Origin of the sequence: Kitasatospora sp. GAS204B (assembly GCF_029892155.1) — a bacterium.
Lineage (GTDB): Bacteria > Actinomycetota > Actinomycetes > Streptomycetales > Streptomycetaceae > Kitasatospora.
This window is the reverse complement of the sequence record NZ_JARZAG010000002.1, coordinates 215,463-235,299: the sequence shown is the minus strand read 5'-3', so window position 1 is coordinate 235,299 and position 19,837 is coordinate 215,463. Positions and strand designations below refer to the sequence as shown.

At 72.4% G+C, this 19,837-nt stretch carries 17 protein-coding genes; 4 read left to right on the top strand and 13 right to left on the bottom strand.

Annotated elements, in window-relative coordinates:
• Positions 1 to 14: 14 nt before the first annotated feature.
• The 4 genes from P3T41_RS03695 to P3T41_RS03680 all read right to left on the bottom strand — a co-directional run bounded on the left by P3T41_RS03695 (position 15) and on the right by P3T41_RS03680 (position 3,878).
• Entirely contained in the window at positions 15 to 686 is a 672-nt protein-coding gene (locus P3T41_RS03695) for a hypothetical protein (protein ID WP_280687548.1), read from the bottom strand.
• Positions 683 to 1,591 carry a glycosyltransferase family 2 protein gene (locus tag P3T41_RS03690; RefSeq protein ID WP_280687546.1) on the bottom strand — a complete coding sequence of 303 codons (909 nt, stop codon included), beginning with the start codon at positions 1,589 to 1,591 and terminating at the stop codon, positions 683 to 685. The genes P3T41_RS03695 and P3T41_RS03690 overlap by 4 nt, the downstream gene beginning before the upstream one ends.
• A gap of 342 nt (positions 1,592 to 1,933) precedes the next feature.
• Positions 1,934 to 3,172 carry a LamG domain-containing protein gene (locus P3T41_RS03685; protein WP_280687544.1) on the bottom strand — a complete coding sequence of 413 codons (1,239 nt, stop codon included), beginning with the start codon at positions 3,170 to 3,172 and terminating at the stop codon, positions 1,934 to 1,936.
• A gap of 193 nt (positions 3,173 to 3,365) precedes the next feature.
• The gene (locus P3T41_RS03680; protein WP_280687543.1) at positions 3,366 to 3,878 is read right to left on the bottom strand and encodes an N-acetyltransferase; all 513 of its coding nucleotides are present in this window, start codon (positions 3,876 to 3,878) and stop codon (positions 3,366 to 3,368) included.
• Positions 3,879 to 3,992: 114 nt separating this feature from the next.
• Between P3T41_RS03680 and P3T41_RS03675 the strand changes: the two genes are divergently transcribed.
• Entirely contained in the window at positions 3,993 to 4,709 is a 717-nt protein-coding gene (locus P3T41_RS03675) for a TetR/AcrR family transcriptional regulator (RefSeq protein WP_280687541.1), read from the top strand.
• 61 nt (positions 4,710 to 4,770) lie between these two features.
• Here the strand turns inward: P3T41_RS03675 and P3T41_RS03670 are convergent, their stop codons facing one another.
• The 9 genes from P3T41_RS03670 to P3T41_RS03630 all read right to left on the bottom strand — a co-directional run bounded on the left by P3T41_RS03670 (position 4,771) and on the right by P3T41_RS03630 (position 15,023).
• Positions 4,771 to 6,465 carry a ricin-type beta-trefoil lectin domain protein gene (locus P3T41_RS03670; RefSeq protein WP_280687539.1) on the bottom strand — a complete coding sequence of 565 codons (1,695 nt, stop codon included), beginning with the start codon at positions 6,463 to 6,465 and terminating at the stop codon, positions 4,771 to 4,773.
• Positions 6,466 to 6,660: 195 nt separating this feature from the next.
• Positions 6,661 to 7,443: a histidine phosphatase family protein gene (locus tag P3T41_RS03665; protein WP_280687537.1), complete on the bottom strand. Its 783-nt coding sequence runs from the start codon at positions 7,441 to 7,443 to the stop codon at positions 6,661 to 6,663.
• Between the two features lie 187 nt (positions 7,444 to 7,630).
• The gene (locus P3T41_RS03660; RefSeq protein ID WP_280687535.1) at positions 7,631 to 9,262 is read right to left on the bottom strand and encodes a sodium:solute symporter; all 1,632 of its coding nucleotides are present in this window, start codon (positions 9,260 to 9,262) and stop codon (positions 7,631 to 7,633) included.
• Positions 9,259 to 9,537, bottom strand: a complete 279-nt coding sequence (locus P3T41_RS03655) for a DUF3311 domain-containing protein (protein WP_280687534.1) — start codon at positions 9,535 to 9,537, stop codon at positions 9,259 to 9,261. Before P3T41_RS03655 ends, P3T41_RS03660 begins: the two co-directional genes overlap by 4 nt.
• Positions 9,538 to 9,691: 154 nt before the next feature.
• Positions 9,692 to 10,888 (bottom strand): MFS transporter, encoded by a 1,197-nt coding sequence (locus P3T41_RS03650; RefSeq protein ID WP_280688012.1) that lies wholly within the window; start codon positions 10,886 to 10,888, stop codon positions 9,692 to 9,694.
• A gap of 5 nt (positions 10,889 to 10,893) precedes the next feature.
• Positions 10,894 to 11,454 carry a GNAT family N-acetyltransferase gene (locus P3T41_RS03645; protein WP_280687532.1) on the bottom strand — a complete coding sequence of 187 codons (561 nt, stop codon included), beginning with the start codon at positions 11,452 to 11,454 and terminating at the stop codon, positions 10,894 to 10,896.
• Entirely contained in the window at positions 11,451 to 12,689 is a 1,239-nt protein-coding gene (locus P3T41_RS03640) for a type III PLP-dependent enzyme (RefSeq protein ID WP_280687530.1), read from the bottom strand. Before P3T41_RS03640 ends, P3T41_RS03645 begins: the two co-directional genes overlap by 4 nt.
• Complete coding sequence (locus P3T41_RS03635) at positions 12,682 to 13,983, bottom strand: DUF6271 family protein (protein WP_280687528.1); 1,302 nt, start codon at positions 13,981 to 13,983, stop codon at positions 12,682 to 12,684. Before P3T41_RS03635 ends, P3T41_RS03640 begins: the two co-directional genes overlap by 8 nt.
• Positions 13,965 to 15,023 (bottom strand): phytanoyl-CoA dioxygenase family protein, encoded by a 1,059-nt coding sequence (locus tag P3T41_RS03630; RefSeq protein WP_280687526.1) that lies wholly within the window; start codon positions 15,021 to 15,023, stop codon positions 13,965 to 13,967. Before P3T41_RS03630 ends, P3T41_RS03635 begins: the two co-directional genes overlap by 19 nt.
• Positions 15,024 to 15,483: 460 nt before the next feature.
• On the opposite strand from P3T41_RS03630, the gene P3T41_RS03625 reads away from it, so the two are divergent.
• From P3T41_RS03625 to P3T41_RS03615, 3 genes are all read left to right on the top strand, one after another.
• Positions 15,484 to 15,876: a hypothetical protein gene (locus tag P3T41_RS03625; RefSeq protein WP_280687524.1), complete on the top strand. Its 393-nt coding sequence runs from the start codon at positions 15,484 to 15,486 to the stop codon at positions 15,874 to 15,876.
• Between the two features lie 119 nt (positions 15,877 to 15,995).
• Positions 15,996 to 18,749 carry an NACHT domain-containing protein gene (locus P3T41_RS03620; protein WP_280687523.1) on the top strand — a complete coding sequence of 918 codons (2,754 nt, stop codon included), beginning with the start codon at positions 15,996 to 15,998 and terminating at the stop codon, positions 18,747 to 18,749.
• Positions 18,750 to 18,799: 50 nt separating this feature from the next.
• Positions 18,800 to 19,783 carry a DUF6801 domain-containing protein gene (locus tag P3T41_RS03615; RefSeq protein WP_280687522.1) on the top strand — a complete coding sequence of 328 codons (984 nt, stop codon included), beginning with the start codon at positions 18,800 to 18,802 and terminating at the stop codon, positions 19,781 to 19,783.
• Positions 19,784 to 19,837: the final 54 nt, after the last annotated feature.

The following is a 19,837-nucleotide window of genomic DNA, read 5'->3' as shown; positions in this document are numbered from 1 at the left end:
GGAGGTTCCAGGGCTCAGGGGTTGGCGGTCGGCTGCTTCCCGAAGTGGAAGTGCAGGGTCTGCGGATGGCCCAGCAGGTCGACCCGCACCATGGCCGCAGCGTCATTCGTCTGCAGGCGCACGACGACTGGCACCGGGGTGCCGTCCTTCGGTACCAGGCTCACCGTGTCGGTGGCCGAAGCCGAACCGTTCGGGGATTCTAGCGTCACCTTCAGTTGATAGGACCGGGCACCCGTGCCGTGGTCGGTCACCGTGATCGGTACCACCACGGTGGCGCCCTGGATGGTGGGGTCCGTGGTGAAGTAGAGCTCGGTGAAGGAGCTGCCGCGCTCGGTGAAGGAGTCGAGCACCTGGGAGCGCAGGGTGGGGACCGACCAGAGCCAGCCGCCCAGACCGACCAGCGCGAGCACGGCCAGCAGCGCGGCGGCGACCTTGGTGCGCGGGCCCGCCCCCCGCCGCCGGCGTCCCCGGCGGGAGGCCGAACCCCGGGCGGGGCGGGGCGTGGGCGACTCGGGGGCCTGGTCCTCGGCCTGGTCCTCGTCGGGGGCCTCGGCCTGCTCCGGGTCCTGCTCCCGAGCCTGCGCGGTGGCGCCGTCGGGCTGATCGGGGTCGGCGTCGACGGACGCTCGCGCGGCTGGTCGCTCCCCCGCTGCCGCTTTGCCCGGTTCATCCCGTCCTCTGCTCATACCGACTCGAACTTACGCTGCGTCGGAAGCGCGACCTGCCCTTGATCCGGCCGGCCTGCGCCGGACTGCTCGGCGCCGGGCTGTTCCGGACCCGACTGCTCCACGCTCGGCTGCTCCGGATCCGACTGCTCCGCGTCCGGCCGCGCCACATCGCGCTGCTCCGCGCCGCGCTGCTCCGGAATCGGCTGCTCCGCACCAGGCTGCTCAGCACCAGGCTGGGTCGACCGGCGGAAGCGGTGCTCGAAGAGCTGGCGCAGGTTCGCCACGCCGTCCGGCAGCGCGTTCAGCTTCACCTCGCCACCGCGCTGGCGGTACTCGATCGGCACCTCCAGGAAGCGGTAGCCGGCACGGGTGGCGGCGTTCTTGATCTCCTGGGAGAAGGCCATTCCGGTGGAGCGGACGTCGAGTCCGTGCCAGACGTGCCGCCGGAAGATCCACATGCCGGACTGCGAGTCGCGCAGCCCGTTGCGGAAGAGCAGCCGGCTCAGCGCGCTGAGCGCGTGGTTCGCCATGGTGTGCGAGCGCTTCATCGCCTCGCGGTTCTCCCGGCCCAGTCGATCGGTGGTCAGGAACTCGACGTCCTGCTCGACCAGGGTCCGCAGCAACTGCGGTAGCGCGTCGAACGGGTAGGTGCAGTCGGCGTCCCCGGTGGCGATCACGTCGCCGCTGGCGGCCGTGAACCCGGCCAGGTAGGCGTTGCCGTAGCCGCGGGCGGGCTGCGAGACCACCCGGGCCCCGAGGGAGCGGGCCACCTCGGCGGTGTCGTCGGTGGAGGCGTTGTCGACCACCAGGATCTCGGTCTGCCAGCCGGCCTCGGCGAGCGCGTCGACCGGCACGGAAGCCATCACCGTGGCCAGGTTGGGGGCCTCGTTGAGCGCTGGTATGACGATCGACAGCGTGTTCACGAAAGGCCCCCGGTATGCGGCTGCTGCGGATGGGGCGGCAGCGCTGCTGCGCCCCGATGGTCTGCGGGTGGCCCTGGTGCGACTGCCGTCACGGCAGGTGATTGCGGCCCCCGCGGACCGTCACTTTAGCCCATGCTTATGTCCCGATCATCTGTCAACCCCATCCGCTGGCGGGATCGTCGGGCGATCAGCGGGCTGACCAGGCCTCAGACGCGGTGCGCCGTACGGCGACCGGCGGAAGCCGTTGATTTCCCGGGCGCTCGCCGACGCCTGCTCGACCGACCGCTGACGGCCGGGCAGCCGGGCGACCGCGGTCGCCCGGCTGCCCGAAGGCCGTGCGGCTCAGCCGACCAGCCAGGAGGCGATCGGCTTCGCGGACTGGCCGGTGCCGCCGTTCTTCAGGTCCGCCACCTGGGTCGGGCTCAGCGCCTGGTCCCAGACCAGGATGTGGCCGATCACACCGGCCCACATGCTGCCCCACTGGGCGTGCTCGCGGCTGCGCCCCAACTGCAGCGGACCGGGACCGGCCCAGACCGCGCCGGCGCCCGGGAGCGGAGTGGTCTGGGCGGGCTGCCCGTTGACGTAGAGCGTGATGCTGTGCAGGTTGGCGTCGTAGACGCCGGTCAGCAGCGACCACTGGCCGACCGCGGAGGCGCTCGCCGACGAAGCCTGCACCGCGCTGCTGTCGTTTCCGCCGTCGGCGGTCTGGACCCGGAAGACCCAGCTCTTCTGGCCGTTCGCCGCGTCGAGTCCGAGTTCGAAGGAGTACGACACCCCGTCACCCTGGCTGATCGCGATCCGCGGACCGTCGGCCGCCTCGTTCTCCACCCAGGCCGAGACGCTGAAGCTCCGGGTCACGTCCACCACCTGGTTGGCGGACTGCGCGAAGGAGTTGCTGTCGGCCTTGAACCGCACCGCGTAGCCGCCGGTGACCTGGTTCACCTGGGAGTCCGGACCGAGCGCCACGTTGGCCTGGCCGGAGTGGTCGGCGAGCAGGTTCGGCTGGCCGGGCACGGTCGGCGAGCTGGCCGGCAGCGTGGAGTTGGGGTGTGCCGACGGGGAAGCGGCACCGGTCGTGACGACCTTCGGCTTGCCACCGCCCTTGCCCAGACCGCTGATCACCAGAGTGCCGGCGCCGACGCCGAGCACGCAGGCGACCACCACGATGCCGATCGTCAGCATCCGTCGCTTGCGCCGGGCCTGGCTCTCGTTCCGGCTGGCCATCGCCTCCCAGTCCGGGGCCTGCCCGGCGGGCAGCAGGGAGTTCTGGGCCGGCGGCGGCCCGGGCTGCGGCTGCGCGGCGAACGCGGGCGCCGGGAACGGCGTGGGTGCCGGCTGCTGGGCGCCGGCGGGAGCCGCGGGGCCGGCCTGCGCGGGTTGCTGCTGCGCGTAGGGGTTGCCGGGCTGCGGGTAGCCGTAGGGCGGCTGGGCCTCCGGCAGGGTCGGGGGCTGCGGGTAGCCGTACGCACCGGGTGCGCCCGGTGCTGTCCCGGCCGCGTCCGTCCCCCGCTCCTGCGAGGGGAACGCGGGCTGCTGGGCGGGGGCGGCGGACTCTCCCCGGTGTTCCGTGCCGTCAGTCATAGACCGGATGCTAGAACATGATCCGCGCGGCCCCAATCGTTAGGGCCGAACTCTGTTCCGCACAGCTCCGCCGGGGCCGGCGGTGGCGGGTGTCAACGCAGCCCCGGGGCACGGTCCGTCGTCCGCACCGCCGGCGGCCGCCGGCTCGGCGGGAACGCGGACGGGGGGACCGACTCCGTCGTTCGACCGACGGTCAGAAGGACAGGCTGTACACCCACAGTTCGATCTCCGGCCGCGGGTACCAGTCCCGCTCCGGGGCGCGCCGGAAGCCGACCCGCTCGTAGATGCGGTGGGCGGCCTTCATGCCGGGGCGGGTGGAGAAGGCCATCCCGGTCAGGCCGAGGTCGAGGCTGCGCTGGACGCAGGTGCGGACCAGGGCCTCGCCGACGCCGCGGCCGCGGGCGGCGGGGGAGGCGGCCAGCATCCGTATCTCGCCCTCCTCGGGGGTGGCGATGTCGGCCCATTCGGTGCCGCCGACGGCGAAGGTGACGCAGCCGAGGACCCGTCCGGTGGGGCCGGCGGAGAGGTCGGCGGGGTCGACGGCGACCAGCAGTTCGGCTTCGGTGGCGCGGCGGTGGGCGTCGGCGAGCAGCGGGACGTACGGGGTGCCGGGCTGGGTGTGGCCATCGCCGACGAAGGCCTCGACGGTCAGCGCGCCCGCGGGGTCGAGATCTGCTGCGGTCGCGGTGCGGATGAGGATGTCCATCGAACCAGTGTGCCAAGATCCGGCTCGGAGCCGGCGGCACGGGTGCCGGGCGGCCGCCGCGCCGGGCCGGGGCGAGAGCGGTGTGCTCGCCGGTGGCCTGGCAGGCTGGGCGGCATGGCGGCTGCGGCGATTCGAGGGGCCCGGGAGCGGGCGCGGGCGGAACTCACCAGGGAGATCAAGCGCGAGGCGCGGCGCCAGCTGGCGCGGGACGGTGCCCAGCGGCTCTCGCTGCGGGCCGTCGCGCGGGAGCTCGGGATGGCCTCCTCGGCGCTCTACCGGTACTTCCCGAGCCGGGACGAGCTGCTGACCGCGCTGATCGCGGACGCCCGGAGCGAGCTGGCCGAGGCGGTCGAGCGCGCGGTGGCGGTGGTGGGTGGTGGGGTTCCCGGCGGTGACTCCCGGGTCCGCTGGCGGGCGTACTGCTCGGCGCTGCGCGACTGGGCCAGGGCGCGCCCGCACGAGTACGCGCTGCTCTACGGCAGCCCGGTGCCCGGCTACCAGGCGCCTGCGGAGGCCCTCGCGCCGGCCGCCCGGATCCCGCTCGCCGTGCTCGGCGTGCTCCGTGCCACCGCTCTGGGCCCGGCGCAGGCCGCCGGCGGCCCGCAGCCCCCGGCGCTCTCCGCGCCGCTGGCCCGGTTGGCCGCCCAGCAGGCACCGGAGCTGCCGCAGGGCGTGGCGGCCCGGGCGGTGACCGCCTGGACGCAGTTGTGCGGGCTGGTCGGGTTCGAGCTCTTCGGGCAGCTGGACGGCATGCTGGAGTCGAACGACGCGTTCTTCGCACAGGCGGTCGAGCAGCTGGCCGACTTCCTCGGCCTGCCACAACAGGCCTGACGCGCCGGGCACCGCTGCCACCCGCCCCGGGCGCGGGTGGCAGCGGTGCCCGGACGAACCGTCAGACCGGCAGGGACCAGGCCTGGTTCGCCTGGTGGTCGCCGCAGGTCCAGACGTCCAGTCGGGTGCTGTCCGCCGTGCCGCCGCCGTGGACGTCCAGGCAGAGCCCGGAACTCGCGGCCACCAGCGTGCCGTCCGGCTGCGCGGTCCACTGCTGGCCGCTCGCGCCGCAGCCGCTCAGCGTCACCCAGGAGCCGGCCGAACTGCCGGCGGCGGTCAGGCACTTGCCGAGCGTGGTGATACTCCCGTCAGTGTTCAGCGTCCAGCGCTGGTTCGGGTTGCCGGTGCAGCCGTAGAGGATCACCGGGTTGCCGTCCGTCGTCGAACTGCCCGAGTCGTCGGCGCACTTGGCGCCGTTGCCGGTCAACTGGCCGGTGGGCACGGGGGCCGCGCAGCCGTGCGGGGTGAGCCGCCAGATCGCGGTGCCGTGCGCGGGGACGGTGGCGGTGAGCGCCGAGGAGGTGGTCGAACTCGCGCCGGTCCACAGGTCCTTGGCGCTCACCGTGCAGCCGGGCAGGCCGACCGAGGCCAGCGTGGTGCTGACCGAACGGGCGCTGCCGGTGCGGTTGAGCACGGCCACCGCGCGGTCGCCGTTCGCCAGTGGCCGGGCCAGCACGTCGGTGTTGCCGTCCGTGGAGACCACGCCGGCCTGCTTGCCCGCGCTGTCCTGGTCGACGGCGACCAGGTCGGTGTTGCCGAGCGCGGCCAGTGCGGTGGGGGAGAGGTTGGCGACGTCCGAGGAGAGGATCATCGGCGCGGCCATCATCGACCAGAGCGCGACCTGGCTGCGGGATTCGTCGGCGGTCAGGCCGCCGTCCCCGGCGATCAGGAAGTCCGGGTCGTTCCAGTTGCCGGGCTTGGCGTAGCGGCCGATCCAGCGGTTGTAGCCGTAGTTGGAGAGCACCGAACTCCAGCGCGAGGCGCTCGGGTTGTTGGCGTCGAAGGTGGCGATGTCATAGCCCTCGCGCCAGAGCTGGCCGTCCTGGCCGACCCAGCCGAGCACCGAGAACCAGCTCGGGTTGCCCCACTCGCCGCTCTGGAAGTAGGCCGGCGCGGACTCCGAGAAGGTGATCGCCCGGCCGCTGGCGCCCAGCGCGGCCGCCTCGGCGTCGTAGGCCTGGCGGTAGGCCTGCTCCTGGGTCTGGCCCGGCGCCGTCCACACGTTGCAGCCGTCCAGCTTGAGGTAGTCCACACCCCAGGCGGCGAAGGTCGCGGCGTCCTGCGCGAAGTGGTCCGCGCCGCCGCCGTTCGGCTGTCCGCTGCCGGGGTAGCCGCCGCAGGTGTTCGAGCCGGCGTCCTCGTAGATGCCGAACTTCAGGCCCCGGCTGTGCAGATAGCTGCCCAGCCAGGCCATCCCGTGCGGGAACTTGACCGGGTCGGCGACCAGGGTCCCGTTGCCGTCGCGGCTGCTCGCCATCCAGCAGTCGTCCACGGTGACGGTGGTGTAGCCCTTGGCGGCCAGGCCGCTGCTCACCAGCGCGTCGGCGTTGCCGGTGATGGTCGATTCGTCGATCCCGCACTGGTAGTGCGCCCAGTCGTTCCAGCCCATCGGCGGGGTGGCGGCCAGAACGGGAGCGGCCGCAGCGGCCGGAGCGGTGGAAGCGGCCGAGGCGGGGGTGACGGCGCCGGCCAGCGGGAGGGCGAGCAGGGCGCAGGCGGTGACGAGCTGGCCGAGGGCACGACGTGCCGAGGGCATGGCGGCTCCTTCTGGGCGTGGGGGCAGGGGGAAGCGCGCAACCAGTGCATCCTTGACGCTCATTCATGTCAAGAGAGTCGCCAAAACGCGCAAGACTGCGCAGTTCCCTGTGCACTTCCCTGCTGGGCCGCCACCCTTTCGCGCACCGCTCCTGCGCGCTGCGGCGCCGGCCCCGCTACCCCGACGGCTCCGCCCCTACGCCAGGTGCCCCGTCGCGTTCCACAGCTCCGGCTGCAGCCGCCCGTTCGCCGGACGCCACACGCTGGCCGAGCAGTTGAGCACCGGCGCGAGCTCCGGCAGCCGCTGCTCGGTGAGCCGCTCCAGCACGTAGCGCAGCAGCAGCACCACGGTGTCGTGCGCCACCAGCAGCACCGGGCGCCCGGCCTCCTCCGCGCAGAGGTCACGCAGGCAGTCGCGCACCCGCAGCGCCACATCCGACCAGCTCTCGCCGCCCGGCGGCCGGTAGTACAGCTCGCCCATCTTGCGCCGCCGGGCCGCCTCTTCGGGATGCCGCTTCTCGATCGCCGCCGCCGTGAGCATCTCCAGGATGCCCAGCTCCCGGTCCCGCAGCCGCTCGTCCTGGCGCACCGCCAGCCCCACCGGCACCGCGCCGAGCCCGGCCGCCTGGGCGATCGCGATCCGCGCGGTCTCGGTGGTGCGCAGGTAGGGCGAGCACCACACCGTGCGCGGCCGGTCGGCGCTGGGCAGTTCGGCCCACCAGCGGCCGAACGCCTGGGCCTGGGACTGCCCGCGTATCGAGAGCGGGATGTCGGCGTCGCGGCAGGTGATCGGCACGTCCAGCGCGCCGGTGGCCTCGGCCAGCTGGAACTCCACGTTGGCGGTGCTCTCGCCGTGCCGGGTGGCGATCAGCAGGGAGGGCAGGGCGAGGGCGGCGGTGGACCCGGCGGCGGCCGCCGCGCCGGCCGTGGGGGTGTCCTGCCGCGGGCGGCCGTTGAGGATGGTGCTCAGCTCTGGCATGGCGTTGCTCCCCGTTGGTGTCTAGAGCCCGTCTGGGGCGGTGTCTCGGGCCTGCCTCGGGTCTGTCTGAGGCCGGTCTGGCGCACAGCAGGCGGCTACCACCGGTTGTCCATACCTATGATCGCGCCGCCACCTCCTCAGTGTTGAGCGAGGTGACGGCGCGATCACAGGGCGCGCGACGGGGCGCTTAATGCGCCGCGACCGGCTGGGGCGCGCCGGAAAGCTCGGGGTCGCCCTCCTCCGCGCTGTAGTCCGCCGCAGCGGTCTCGTCCACGCCCTCGGGCGTCTTGGTCGCCTTGAACACCAGGGTCAGCACCACCGAGACCAGGACGTTGAGCACGAAGGCGGTCAGCCCGATGTAGCCGATCTCGCCGATTCCCGGGATCGTCGCGCTGGACCCGCCGAAGTGCTTGGTCGCGGGCGAGGCGATGCCGTACGCCTTCCAGGTCCCGTAGACCATGCCGACCAGCCAGCCGGCCAGCAGCGCCCAGCGGTGGAACCAGCGGGTGAACAGCCCGGCGACCACCGAGACGAAGGTCTGCAGGATCCAGATCCCGCCGAGCAGCTGGAGGTTGATCGCGAGCTGCTTGTCCATCCCGAGCACGAAGACCAGCGCGCCGACCTTCACCAGCAGCGAGACCAGTTTGGCGACCTTGGTCTCCTGCTCGGGGGTGGCGGCGGGCCGCAGGAACTCCTTGTAGATGTTGCGGGTGAACAGGTTCGCCGCCGCGATCGACATGATCGCGGCCGGCACCAGCGCGCCGATCCCGATCGCCGCGAAGGCCACCCCGGTGAACCAGTCGGGGAACAGCCCGGCGAACAGCTGCGGCACCGCCAGCTGCGGGTTGTAGCCCTTGACGCCCTTGCCCACCCCGGCCGCGATGGCCAGGAAGCCGAGCAGCGCGAGCAGCCCGAGCATCAGCGAGTACGCGGGCAGGATCGCCATGTTGCGGCGCACGGTGGTGCGCGACTTGGCGGCCAGCACGCCGGTGACCGTGTGCGGGTACATGAAGAGCGCCAGCGCCGAGCCGAGTGCCAGCGTCGCGTACCCCCACTGCGCCTTCGGGCCGCTGACCATCGAGCCGACCGGCTGGTGGGTGACCGGATTGACGGTGCTCATCTTCTTCGCGGCCGCGTCGAAGATGTGCCCGTAGCCGCCCAGGCGCATCGGCAGGTAGATCACCGCGACGATGATCACGATGTAGACCAGGATGTCCTTGACGAAGGCGATCAGCGCGGGCGCCCGCAGCCCGGAGGAGTAGGTGTAGGCGGCCAGGACCGCGAAGGCCAGGAAGAGCGGCAGGTCCTTGACGAACCAGTTGGCGTTCGCCCCGCCGCCCACCCCGAGTGTGTCCAGCACCGCCTGGATGCCGACCAGTTGCAGCGCGATGTACGGCATGGTGGCCAGGATCCCGGTCACCGCCACGGCCAGCGACAGCGCCCGCGAGCCGTACCGGCCGCGCACGAAGTCGGCCGGGGTGACGTACCCGTGCACCCGGGCGACCGACCAGAGCCGGGGCAGGAAGAGGAAGACCAGCGGGTAGGCGATGATCGTGTACGGCACCGCGAAGAAGCCCGAGGCCCCCGCGCCGTAGATCGCCGCCGGTACCGCGATGAAGGTGTACGCGGTGTAGAGGTCGCCGCCGAGCAGGAACCAGGTGACCCAGGTCCCGAAGCTGCGGCCGCCCAGGCCCCATTCGTGCAGATGCAGCTCGTTGCCGGTGCGCCGCCAGCGCGAGGCCAGGAAGCCCATCACGGTGACCAGCAGGAAGAAGAAGACGAACACCACCAGGGCGACCGTGTTCACGCCGTGGTTCATCGCGCACCTCCTCGGGCGGCCTTGCGCTGCCGCGCGTCGTGGTTCAGCAGCAGGTAGGCGGAGCCCGTGAAGAGCGCCGAGACCGGGATCCAGAGGATCTGGTACCAGTAGAAGAACGGGATCCCGCCGAGCCTCGGCGTGAGCGAGGCGTACGACGAGACCCAGAGCAGCGCGACGACCGGGACGGCCAGGCTGATCCCGGCCAGCACGCGCGCGGGGGTGACGACCGGCAGCTGGCCCGAAGGCGCTGGCGGCGCGTCAGGTTCGGTGGACATGGGGCGACTCCGGCACAGGCAGGGATCCCAGCGGCGCCGCAACGCGCCGGCCGACGGCTGGCGCGCACGCCGAGCAACGCCCATGGTGATCGGCTTGACCCGGAATGTAGGGCACCTGACACCTCCGTGTCACTGGGAAAACGCGCGATCTCGGTCAGTGGACCGCCGCGGCCTCGGCCGGTGCCGGCGGCTGCTCGGCGCGGGCCGGCCAGCGGATCCGGGTGGCGCAGAGCGAGACCACGATCGCCGAGGCCGCCACCGCGCCCATCCCCCAGACCAGGCCGCTGCCGTTGGCGATGAACCCGATCACCGCCGGTCCGGCCAGCAGGCCCACCGTGCCCATCGCGGCGACCAGCGCCAGCGCGCCCGCGCCCTGCCGCGCGGCGGCCACGTACACGCAGGGCGTCACGGCCGCGATGCCGAGCCCGACGCAGGCGAACCCGAGCAGCGCCGGCACCAGCCCGCCGGCCAGCAGGGCGAGCGCCAGGCCGACCCCGGCCAGCGCGCTGCCGGCCCGCACGATCCGCCCGTCGCCCCAGCGTTCGCGCCAGCCGTCGGCGAACAGCCGCGCCAGCACCATCATCACCGAGACCACCGCGATGCCCATCGGCGCCAGCGCCGAGGCCGCGTCGGCGACATCCTTCAGGTAGAGCGCCGACCAGTCGTTCATCGCGCCCTCGGTCACCGTGCCGAACGCCATGGCGCAGCCCATCCAGAGCGTCAGCCTGGCGGGCAGGCTCCAGGCCCGGCGGGTCTTCTTCTCCTCAGCCGTGGCGGGCTGCTGATCCTCCGCCAGCAGTCCGGGTCGGGCGTAGCCGATCAGCAGGAGCAGCAGGACGGCGGCCGCGCCGAAGTGCGCCACCAGCGCCGAGGCGAAACCGGTCAGGCCCGAGGCGAGCAGCGCGGCGCACAGCGATCCGGCGCTGAAGGTCGCGTGCAGCTTGGCCATCGCGGTGCGCTGGTACCTGACCTCCAGTGCGGCACCCTGCGCGTTCATCGCCACGTTCAACGCCCCGACGGCCACGCCGTCGCAGCACATCACCAGCAGCGCGACCGGATAGTTCGGCAACTCGGCCATCGCGAGCAGGATCACGCCCAGGCAGAGCGCCGAGAGGACCGCCAGGCGCCGCGAGCCCAGCCGCTTCATCAGCAGCGTCACCAGCGGGAAGGAGGCCGCCGCGCCCACGCCGGTGGCCATCAGCAGCAGGCCCACTTGCGCCGCGCTCAGGCCCAGGTGGGCCTTGATGGTGGGCAGCCGCGACGCCCAGGTGCCGTACTGGAACCCGAGGAAGCAGAACAGCGCGGCAATCGCCAGCTGGGCCCGGCGGAACGGATCGCGGACGCGGAACACGTGCATCAGCCCTCTTCGTTGATCGGCTTCGAATTCGACCGCTCGGCCCGGTCGCCCGGAACCGCTGTCGACATGTAGACCGCGTCCGGTCCGTAACTCACCGGGAGTTGGACATCGGGGTGGGCGCTGAACCCGTTCGCCGACCAGAAGGTGTCGGCGCCGCCGACGGCGACCAGCGAGATCCGCTCGAACAGGTGCGACTCGGCGGTCGCGGCGAGCCGGTGCAGCAGCCGCCTGCCCAGCCCCCGACCGCGAAGGCGCTCGGCGATGACCAGATCGTGCAGGTGCAGGTTGCGGGACCGGACGGCGGTCCCCTCCAGCCCGGCCAACTCCAGCCCGCTCAACTCCGGGTACTGGAACGCCGGGTAGGGCAGCGCCAGCAGGTAGCCCGCCAGCCGCCCCGCGCAGTCCAGCGCGAAGCAGGTGGCCGGCGAGACGCGCCCCCGGGACTCCAGCGCCGCCCGGCCCTCCGACAGGCCGCTGTCACGGTAGGTCGCGGCCTCCAGCGCGGCGATCTCGTCCCAGTCGCCGTCCGATATCCGCCGGATCAGGATCGCGTCGTTCATCCGGCCGCGCCCTCGCCGTCGAGCCATGCGCCCTCGCCGTCGATCCAGCCGTACGGCAGCGGACTGAAGCCGTTGAACCCCTGGGTCATGTAACTGGTCGCGTAGGCGCCGCAGGAGAAGATCCAGACCGGATCACCGGAGGCCGCCGCCCTGGGCACCTGAACCGGGTCCCCGTCGGGAAAGTAGGCGTCGTCACTGTCGCAGGTCGGCCCCGCGACGACCGCCGGCACGTAGTCGGCGTCCGGGTGCGACGGGAATTCCAGCCGGTACCGCAACTGGTCCATCTCGAACAGCCCGTTGAACTTCCCGCAGCTCAGGTAGAGCCAGTACTGGCTCTCGCCGCCCCGGACAGGACCTGGCTGCCGGCGCACCGTGAGCCGGTAGACGTGCGCTCTGATCGCGCCGTGGTCGGCGACCAGGTAGCGCCCCGGCTCCATCAGGAAGTCCAGCGGGGCCGCCGACACCGCAGCGAGCTGCTGCATGCCCTCGCGGATCGCCGCGAAGATCTTGTCCATCGGCGGATCGAGCGGCACTCCGCGCCGGTCGAGGTAGCCGCTGGCGGGCAGCCCGCCGCCGAGGTTGACGTGGTCCGGCAGGATCCCGCGCCGGTTCAGCGCCACCAGCACGTCCGCGAGCAGCTCGAAGGTCTCCCGCCAGGCGTCGGCCGTCATCTGCTGCGAGCCGACGTGGACGGACAGGCCCGCCGGCGTCAGCCCGGCGGCCCGTGCGGCCTCCAGCACCTGGACGGCGTCGGCGGCCGTGGCGCCGAACTTCCGGCTCAGCCCCCAGAGCGCCCCGGTCCCGGTGGTGGCCAGCCGGCAGAACACCCGGGCGCCGGGCGCGTGTTCGGCGATCGCGGCCACGTCCGCCAGGCTGTCGGTGGCGAAGTCCCGGATCCCGAGGCGGTGGGCCTCGGCGATGTTCCGGTCGGACTTGACGGTGTTGCCGTAGTGGATCCGGTCGGCCGGCACGCCGGTGGCCAGGGCCTGGGCGATCTCGCCCGGACTGGCCGCGTCGAAGCCGGCCCCCGCGGCCGCCAGGCAGTCGAGCACCTCGTCCACCGGACAGGCCTTCATGGCGAACCGCACGGCGATGCCGGGCAGTTCGCGCAGCAGAGCGGCATAGCCCCGCTCGATCGCGGCGAGATCGAAGATCAGCTGGTCCTCGGTGGCGGCGGCCAGGGCGGCACGTAGCTGGGCGTTCTCAGCGGCGTTCTCATGGGCGATCTCAGGCATGAGCGTCGGTGGCCTTGCTCGCCCGCACCAGCGCTGCCCACGCGTCGATCAGCAGAGCGAAGTTCTCGATGTCCAGCCGCGCCTCGTCGAGCAGTTGCCCGCGCCGGGCGGCGATCAGGTCGGCGAACGCCGCGTACCGGCCCCCCAGGGTCCGGTAGCAGCGGTCCAGCCGCTCCAGCCGCTGGATGTTCTCCGCCCGGTCCAGGCCCGCGCTCTGCCGGACGATCTCGGCGACGGTGCCGGCCCGGACCTGCTGCTGCTCGTCCAGCAGCGACTCGCCGGCCGCCGCCATCCGGGCGTAGCAGGCGTTGAAGTAGAGCATCGACAGGAGGAACTTGGTGAACCGCAGCTGGTAGGCCAGGAAGCCGGCGTCGGTGCGCCGTTCCCCGGTGTAGAAGTTCACGATGTTGCGGTTGTGCAGCACGCCGGGCAGCCTCGCGTCCTGGACCAGGTGCAGCAGGAAGTAGTCGCTGCCGATCGTCTCGGTCGCCGGTGGCAGCGGCACCCGCTCGTGCACCTGCTGGAAGCTGACGTTGCACATGTCCACCCGCATCGGGTCCAGCACGGCCAGCGTCGCGTGGTCGCGGGTGAACGCTTCGGTGCCGGCGCCGGTGAAGGACTCCTCGACCAGCGCCCGCTTCTGCGCCGCGGACCAGTCGGCCGGGGCCCAGAGGCTGACCACGTCGTGGTAGACCTCGGGGTCCAGCTCGCGGATCTCACTGATGTCCACCGACAGTTCACCCACGAACGAACTGCCCACCAGCACCACCGGCTTGTCCGCGTGCGCCGGGGCGAGGGTGCTCTTGGTCACCTGGGCCGCGGCGTCGCCCGCCCGCTTGCCGAGCGAGCGCAGCTCGTGGTGGATCGGGAAGATCCGCTCGCCGTCCAGTACTTGGTAGTCGCTGTCCGAGTCGCGGCGGTGCACCGACGCGCAGCCCAGCGCGCTGCCGATCAGGAACGCCCGGTTGGTGCAGGCGCCGTAGGAGACGGCGGCCGGCAGCATCAGGTCCAGGATCAGCTCGGGCTCGGCGACCCCGGCCTCCTTGATCAACCGTTGCAGGAACGCGCGCTGCGCCGCCTCGTCCAGGTGGTGCACGAGCACGTTCGGCAGCGGTGCCGCCGCGGCGACCACCCTGGCGTGCTCGGCGAAGGTCCGCTCGTCGGAGGAGTCGAGGATCAGCAGGTGCACCTCGACGTCGAACTGCTCGGCGGCGTACCGCGCTTCCTCGTGGATCGCCGAAATCGTGGCCACGCAGGCCCGGTTGGTGGGCAGGGTCAGGCAGATTCGGCGCATGCCGGGTCTCCCTCGACGTTCTCGCCGTGCCAGGAGCGCAGCCCCAGCAGCTTCTCGCCCAGCTCGTTGAGCGTGGCGGCGCCGTACCGCAGCGACTCGTGCTTCGTCGCGTCGCCGACCAGTGTCCGGTTCCAGGTCGGCGTGCTGACCTCACGCCAGGACTCGATCCGGGAGCGGCGCAGCTCCTCGGCCTCCTCCAGCGCGGGCATCATGGCGAGGTACTGCACCGAACGCACCCCGCCCGCCGAGCTGTTGCGGGCCACGCCGTGCGCCAGCAGGCCGTTCCAGATCAGCAGGTCACCGGCCGTCAACTCCGGTCGTACCACCGGGAACTCGCTCCGGTCCACGTCCGGTCTGATCGGATCCCGGTCGGCCGGCTGGTGCAGCTTCCACTCCTCGAACCGCCGGAACAGCTCGGGGTCGCACTGGAAGCCGCCGTGGTCCGGGCGGGTGTCGTTCAGCGCGATGATCCCCTGCACCCGCTGCGGCAGCACGCCGAGCGTGGTGTCGACATCCCAGTGCAGCTCGATGTCGAAGCCCGTGTCCGTGGGGGCGATCAGCGCGCGGTCACGGTTCCCGACGTTCGGCGGGTTCAGGTTGAGCCGGTCCAGCGTCACCCACAGCTCCTCGCAGTCCCACACGTCCACGAACGCGTCGTAGACGCGCCGCGACTGGCGGCTGTCCCAGATCAGCTGGTGGTGGTACGCCTCGACGAACCCGTAGATGTGCAACTCCCGGTCCAGGTCGTCCCGGTACTCCCGCTCCTCGTACCAGGTCTCCGGTCGCTCGGGGTCGAGTCCCTGGAACTCCCAGGCGAAGTCGAGCAGGCGCCGTGCCGCGGCGGCGGGGATCGCCTCCTTGACGACGACGTAGCCGTAGGTCTGCCAGTGCGCGAAGTCCGCCTCGGACAGGACGCGCAGCGGCCGCGATTTCTTGAGGTCCCGCAGCGGGGTCTGCGCGAGGTACCCCTCGGTGTCCGCGCTGAAGTAGGGGGTCGAGGAGGCGGCGCGGTGCAGGTGGCGGGCGTCGGGCGTCGGCATGCGGTCACTCCTGAGCTCGAAACGTGTGCTGTGGCTGAGGGGGGGAGGGGCCGACCGGCCGACGGCCTGATCCAGGGCATGGCGTAGCTGCGGTCGGCCGTCGATCATCCGGGGGCGAAGCCGCGTTCCAGGCGTGCTGTCTGCAGAGGACCCTAACCGGGCGTCAGGTTGATGGTCCAGACCAATTTGGGTGATCGGGGGACTACACGGCGCAGGAACCGGCGGGTAGCCGCAGGCGGAGGTCACTCCGATCGCGCCCGGCCCTCGCCGTGGTGACCTGGGGATTGGGTTGAGACGCCGCAGCGGAGTACGGTGATCACGCAGTGTCAATTCCGATCCTGGGGGCACAGTGACAGGGTTAGAGATCGCGGTCGGGTATCTGTTCGGTTGGGCGGTGCGCAAGTCCAGGCGAGTGGCTGGCCGGGCGGACGCGGAGGTCGACCGGGGGCTGGACGCGGGGATGGACAGGCTCCACGAGCTGGTCAGCCACAAACTGGGGCAGGATTCGGCGCTGCACAGGCTGACCGAGGAAGCCGAAGCGGGCCAGGAACAGCCAAGTGACCGCACGCGGCAGCGTGTTCAGCTCGCGCTGGAAGACGCGGCAGAGCAGGACGCCGGCTTCGCCGAAGCCCTGGAGCGGGCAGTGGAGCAGCTGACGCAGCTCCAGGCCCAGGCTCCCACCGCCGGCGGGGTGTCGGCGGGAGACGGTGGTCAGGCGGTGGGCGGGAACGTGGCCATCGACGCCCGGCACGGCTCCGTCGCCGCGGTGAAGATCGCGGGCAACGTCACCCTCGGTGGCCCGGCGCAGCCAGAGGCGGCAAACCCTTCGCAGCCGGCTTCGCCCCAGGGCTGAGCGAATCCGGCACCGCCTCGCAGAGCCCCTCCGCCCCTGGTCGAAGCACCGGCATCACCGCCGACCGCGGCAGCTTCGCCGTCGGCGGTGATGCGCAGATCACCATCTACCCCCCGCCGGTGACCGGCGACCGGCGCGGGCAGCTGGTGAGCGTGCCGCTCGACGCGGTCACGGACGCGTACGCGGTCGAGCACCTCGGAGTTCGGCAGCGCGCCACCACAGCCGGCGACACCACCGGCGTGCTGCCGCCGTACGTCCGCCGCAACCACGACGAGGAACTGGCAAGCGCCGTACGGGAGGCGCGGACCCGCGGCGTCATGCGCGTGCTGGTCGGCGGCCCCGGCAGCGGAAAGACGCGCGCGCTCCTGATGTCGCTGGACTCCCTGCGATCGGAGCCGAAGTGGCGGCTCTGGCACCCGCTGTCCGCCGGGCAACTCCTCGACACGCTCAGGCAGGACCAGGTGGCGCCGTACACCGTGATCTGGCTGAACGAGTCCCAGCGCTACCTCCTCGCGGACCCGGACGAGCAGGTCGGCGAAGAACTGCGCCGCCTGCTGGCCAGGGCCCCCGGGCCGATGCTCGTCCTCGGGACGCTGCAGACCGAGGACCACCGCCGGCTGACCGCCCGTCCCACACCCGCGGCCGCCGACCAGTACGCCCAGGCCCGCGAACTCCTGGCAGGGCGCTGCGTCACCGTCCCGGACGAGTTCGGCGATGACGACCTGCGGGCAGCGGCAGACCTTGCCACTGATGACGGCAGGCTGGCCGAGGCGCTGCGTTACGGCGGGCGGCGGATCACCCAGTATCTGGCCGGTGGCGCCGCCGAAGCCCTGGCCGAGCCCACGCCGCAGCCACCGTCGGACAGCCCGCCCTGGCTGCGGGAAGCGGCCAACGTCCTTGCGGAGCAGGTGTATCGGCAGTGGAGCACCGAGTGGGAGCGGCGACGTCTGCACCTTCCGTCCGCCACGCTGGCCGTGCGCTTCCGGAACGCGAGCACCGGTCGCTTCGACAGCTGGGCCGCAATCCGCAACGCGCCGCCCGGGATGGATCCACCGCCCCTCGAACTGGCCGACCAGTTCGACGAGATCGTGGCGGTGTACAAGTCCGTCCCGTCCGGTCGGCTGGTGGTGCTCGGCGAGGCGGGGGCGGGCAAGACCGTACTGGCCCTGCGCTTCGTCCTCGGCCTGCTGCGACTGCCGGACGCCGATCGCGGCGACCGGGTACCAGTGATCTTCAGCTTCGGTTCGTGGGACCCGACCGCCACCTCGCTGGACGACTGGATGTGCGACCAGCTGGTGCGCGACCACCCCGGCCTGGCGGCTGCGGCCGAGGACGGCAGGAGCCTGGCTCGCGTCCTGGTCGCCGCGGACCGGATCCTGCCGGTACTCGACGGGCTTGACGAGATAGCCGCCAAACTGCGCGGCAAGGCGCTCGAAGTACTCAACGACACCAGCAGGCCGCTGCTGCTCACCAGCCGCCCCACGGAGTACGACGCGTCGGAGCAGGTGCTCAGCGCCGCCGCCGGCATCCAGCTGGACGCCCTCGCCTCGGCTGACTTCGCCGACTACCTGCGCCGCACCAGCCGACCGACGGCGGACGGTGCCCTGCACAGCACCGCGTGGGAACCAGTCCTGGCACGGCTGAGCGAACGGCCGCGCAGCCCGGGCGCGGAGAACCTCGCCCTGGCGCTGACCACCGCGCTGATGGTCACGCTGGCCCGCATCGTCTACAGCGGCGCGGCCGGACGCGACCCGCAGGCCCTGCTGGACACCGAGCGGTTTCCGACCCCGGACGACGTGCAGAGCCATCTGCTGGCCGCGTTCGTCCCGGCCGCCTACCGCCGCCCCCTGCCGGCCGGCCCCGGCCGGCGACGGCGGCGGCACTGGGACCCCGAACGGGCCGAACACTGGCTCCGCTACCTTGCCCGGCACCTCGCCCAGAGCAGGAAGCACGACCTGGCCTGGTGGGAACTGGGCACCACCATGAGCCTGTTGTCGCGCACGCTCCTCATCGGGTTCCTCGGGGCACTGGCCTTCGGGGTCACGACCGCGATCGGCAACCTGCCCGTGGACCTGGTCGCCACCTCGCACGGGCTCGGGTTCGCGCTCGTGCGAGGACTCGTGGTCGGGCTCCTGCACGGCCTGGCGGCCGGCACGATCTGCGGTCTCTCGTACTGGCTCGCGTCCAGACAGGAGGACCTCAAGCCGTCGCCGGTCCGCCTGCGGATCGGCGGCGGGACCGCCAAGGCCCCGGGCAGAGTGCTGCGCGGGTTCGCGATCGGTCTGGGGGCCGGGCTCACGGCGGCGCTCGGACTGGCCCTCATCGACCGGGTCCTGGTCGCCGCGCTCGGCCTCGACGACGGTCTGGGGGGCCCGCTCGCGCAACTGCTCGTGTTCCTGGCCGAGGTCGGTCTCGGGGCCGGTCTCGCGATCGGGCTCATCACCCTGCTGGAAGCTCCCATCGAGCCCGAGTCCACCGTCCGGCCCACCGACGTGCTGGACACCAACCGCAGGAACGTGGTGGCCCGGCTGCTCGTGTGGGCGGTCGTGTTCGGCCCCGCGCCCGGGCTCGTCTACGGGCTCACACACGGGCCGGTGCGCGGGATCGAGTTCGGGCTCGTGTTCGGGCTCGAGGGCGCGTTCGCCGGCGGGCTCGGGTACGGGCTCGTCCTGACCGCCTGGGGCCAGTGGGCGGCCCTGTGCCGCATCTGGTTGCCGCTGACCGGGCGGCTGCCGTGGGCACTGGTCGCCTTCCTGGACGACGCCCACGACTTGGGGGTGCTGCGCCAGGCCGGCGCGGTGTACCAGTTCCGCCACGCCCGGGTCGAGGAGCACCTGAGCCGCAGCGAGAAGCCGATGGAAGGTGGATCATGAGTTCCAGGCGCAGCACGGGAACGTTACGGGCCAGGATCGCCCTTGGGGTCGTGACGGTCGTCGGGGCCGCCGGCACGATCGTGGGAGGCCTCGGAGCCGGCAGCGCGGCCGCGCAGACGGTCTCCCTCACGCTGTCGTACACCTGCACGTTCCCGGTGATCGGCGGCCAGTCCATCGCGATGAGGATCGACTCGGACATCCCGAACTCGGTCGCGGCGGGCCAGTCCAACCCGAATTTCGCCTTCCAAGCGGTGGTGACGGCGGGCGACGGAGTCGCCCAGGGGCTCAGCGTCATCGGCGTGCGGATCGTCGAGGGCTCTGGGGACGCCGACGTCAGCGTGGCCGTGCCAGGCGGCCCGATGGCCGTCACCGTGTCCGCCCCCATCCCCAAGACCCCCATTCCGCCCGCCGGTTCCTTCGACATCAAGGCGGCCGGCACCGCGCCCGCACTCACGTTCAACCAGCCGGGCCACGGGACGATCACCATCGGCGGCATCCTCCTGCACCTCGTCCCGGAGGACGCCAACGGCAACCTGACCTTCCCGGGCAAGATCGACGTGCCGTGCGCGCTGGACGCCGGGCAGAACAACCTCGTGGCGACCTTCGACATCACGACCCCGCCCCCACCCCCCGGCCCGACCACCCCCGCGCGCCCTACTCCCACCCCCACCACGAGGACACCCGCCCCGCCCACCACCAGGCCGAGCACTCCGCCCAGCACGGTCACCTCGGGGTCGCCCGTCTCGGGCTCCCCGGACCCGACGAGCCCGACGAGCCCGACGAGCGCCGCGGCCTCGACCGCGTCCGACAGCCCGAGCCCGAGCCCGAGCGACTCGGGGAGCCCGCCCAGTTCGGCCGCCGCCGCACCGCCGGGTTCGACCAGCCTCACGAACAGCCCGACGGCCAAGGCCGGTGGCCCGAGCGCCATGGACCTCGGCCTGACCCTGCTGGCCGTTGGCGCTCTGGTCGCGAGCGCCGTCGCGTACCGCTACGGCTGGTCGCGGAGGAACCGCCGGCGCACGGGCGGCGGCTGAGGCGGGAGGCGACGCCGGGGGTCCGGTCAGCAATGCTGCCGGTGCCGGAGATTG

Bases quoted from the DNA above. Each gene is read 5' to 3' on its own strand.
- P3T41_RS03685 (WP_280687544.1), bottom strand. From the start codon at position 3,172: ATGACTGACGGCACGGAACACCGGGGAGAGTCCGCCGCCCCCGCCCAG.
- P3T41_RS03660 (WP_280687535.1), bottom strand. From the start codon at position 9,262: ATGAACCACGGCGTGAACACGGTCGCCCTGGTGGTGTTCGTCTTCTTC.
- P3T41_RS03665 (WP_280687537.1), bottom strand. From the start codon at position 7,443: ATGCCAGAGCTGAGCACCATCCTCAACGGCCGCCCGCGGCAGGACACC.
- P3T41_RS03645 (WP_280687532.1), bottom strand. From the start codon at position 11,454: ATGAACGACGCGATCCTGATCCGGCGGATATCGGACGGCGACTGGGAC.
- P3T41_RS03675 (WP_280687541.1), top strand. From the start codon at position 3,993: ATGGCGGCTGCGGCGATTCGAGGGGCCCGGGAGCGGGCGCGGGCGGAA.
- P3T41_RS03635 (WP_280687528.1), bottom strand. From the start codon at position 13,983: ATGCGCCGAATCTGCCTGACCCTGCCCACCAACCGGGCCTGCGTGGCC.
- P3T41_RS03655 (WP_280687534.1), bottom strand. From the start codon at position 9,537: ATGTCCACCGAACCTGACGCGCCGCCAGCGCCTTCGGGCCAGCTGCCG.
- P3T41_RS03670 (WP_280687539.1), bottom strand. From the start codon at position 6,465: ATGCCCTCGGCACGTCGTGCCCTCGGCCAGCTCGTCACCGCCTGCGCC.
- P3T41_RS03680 (WP_280687543.1), bottom strand. From the start codon at position 3,878: ATGGACATCCTCATCCGCACCGCGACCGCAGCAGATCTCGACCCCGCG.
- P3T41_RS03630 (WP_280687526.1), bottom strand. From the start codon at position 15,023: ATGCCGACGCCCGACGCCCGCCACCTGCACCGCGCCGCCTCCTCGACC.
- P3T41_RS03625 (WP_280687524.1), top strand. From the start codon at position 15,484: ATGGACAGGCTCCACGAGCTGGTCAGCCACAAACTGGGGCAGGATTCG.
- P3T41_RS03695 (WP_280687548.1), bottom strand. From the start codon at position 686: ATGAGCAGAGGACGGGATGAACCGGGCAAAGCGGCAGCGGGGGAGCGA.
- P3T41_RS03640 (WP_280687530.1), bottom strand. From the start codon at position 12,689: ATGCCTGAGATCGCCCATGAGAACGCCGCTGAGAACGCCCAGCTACGT.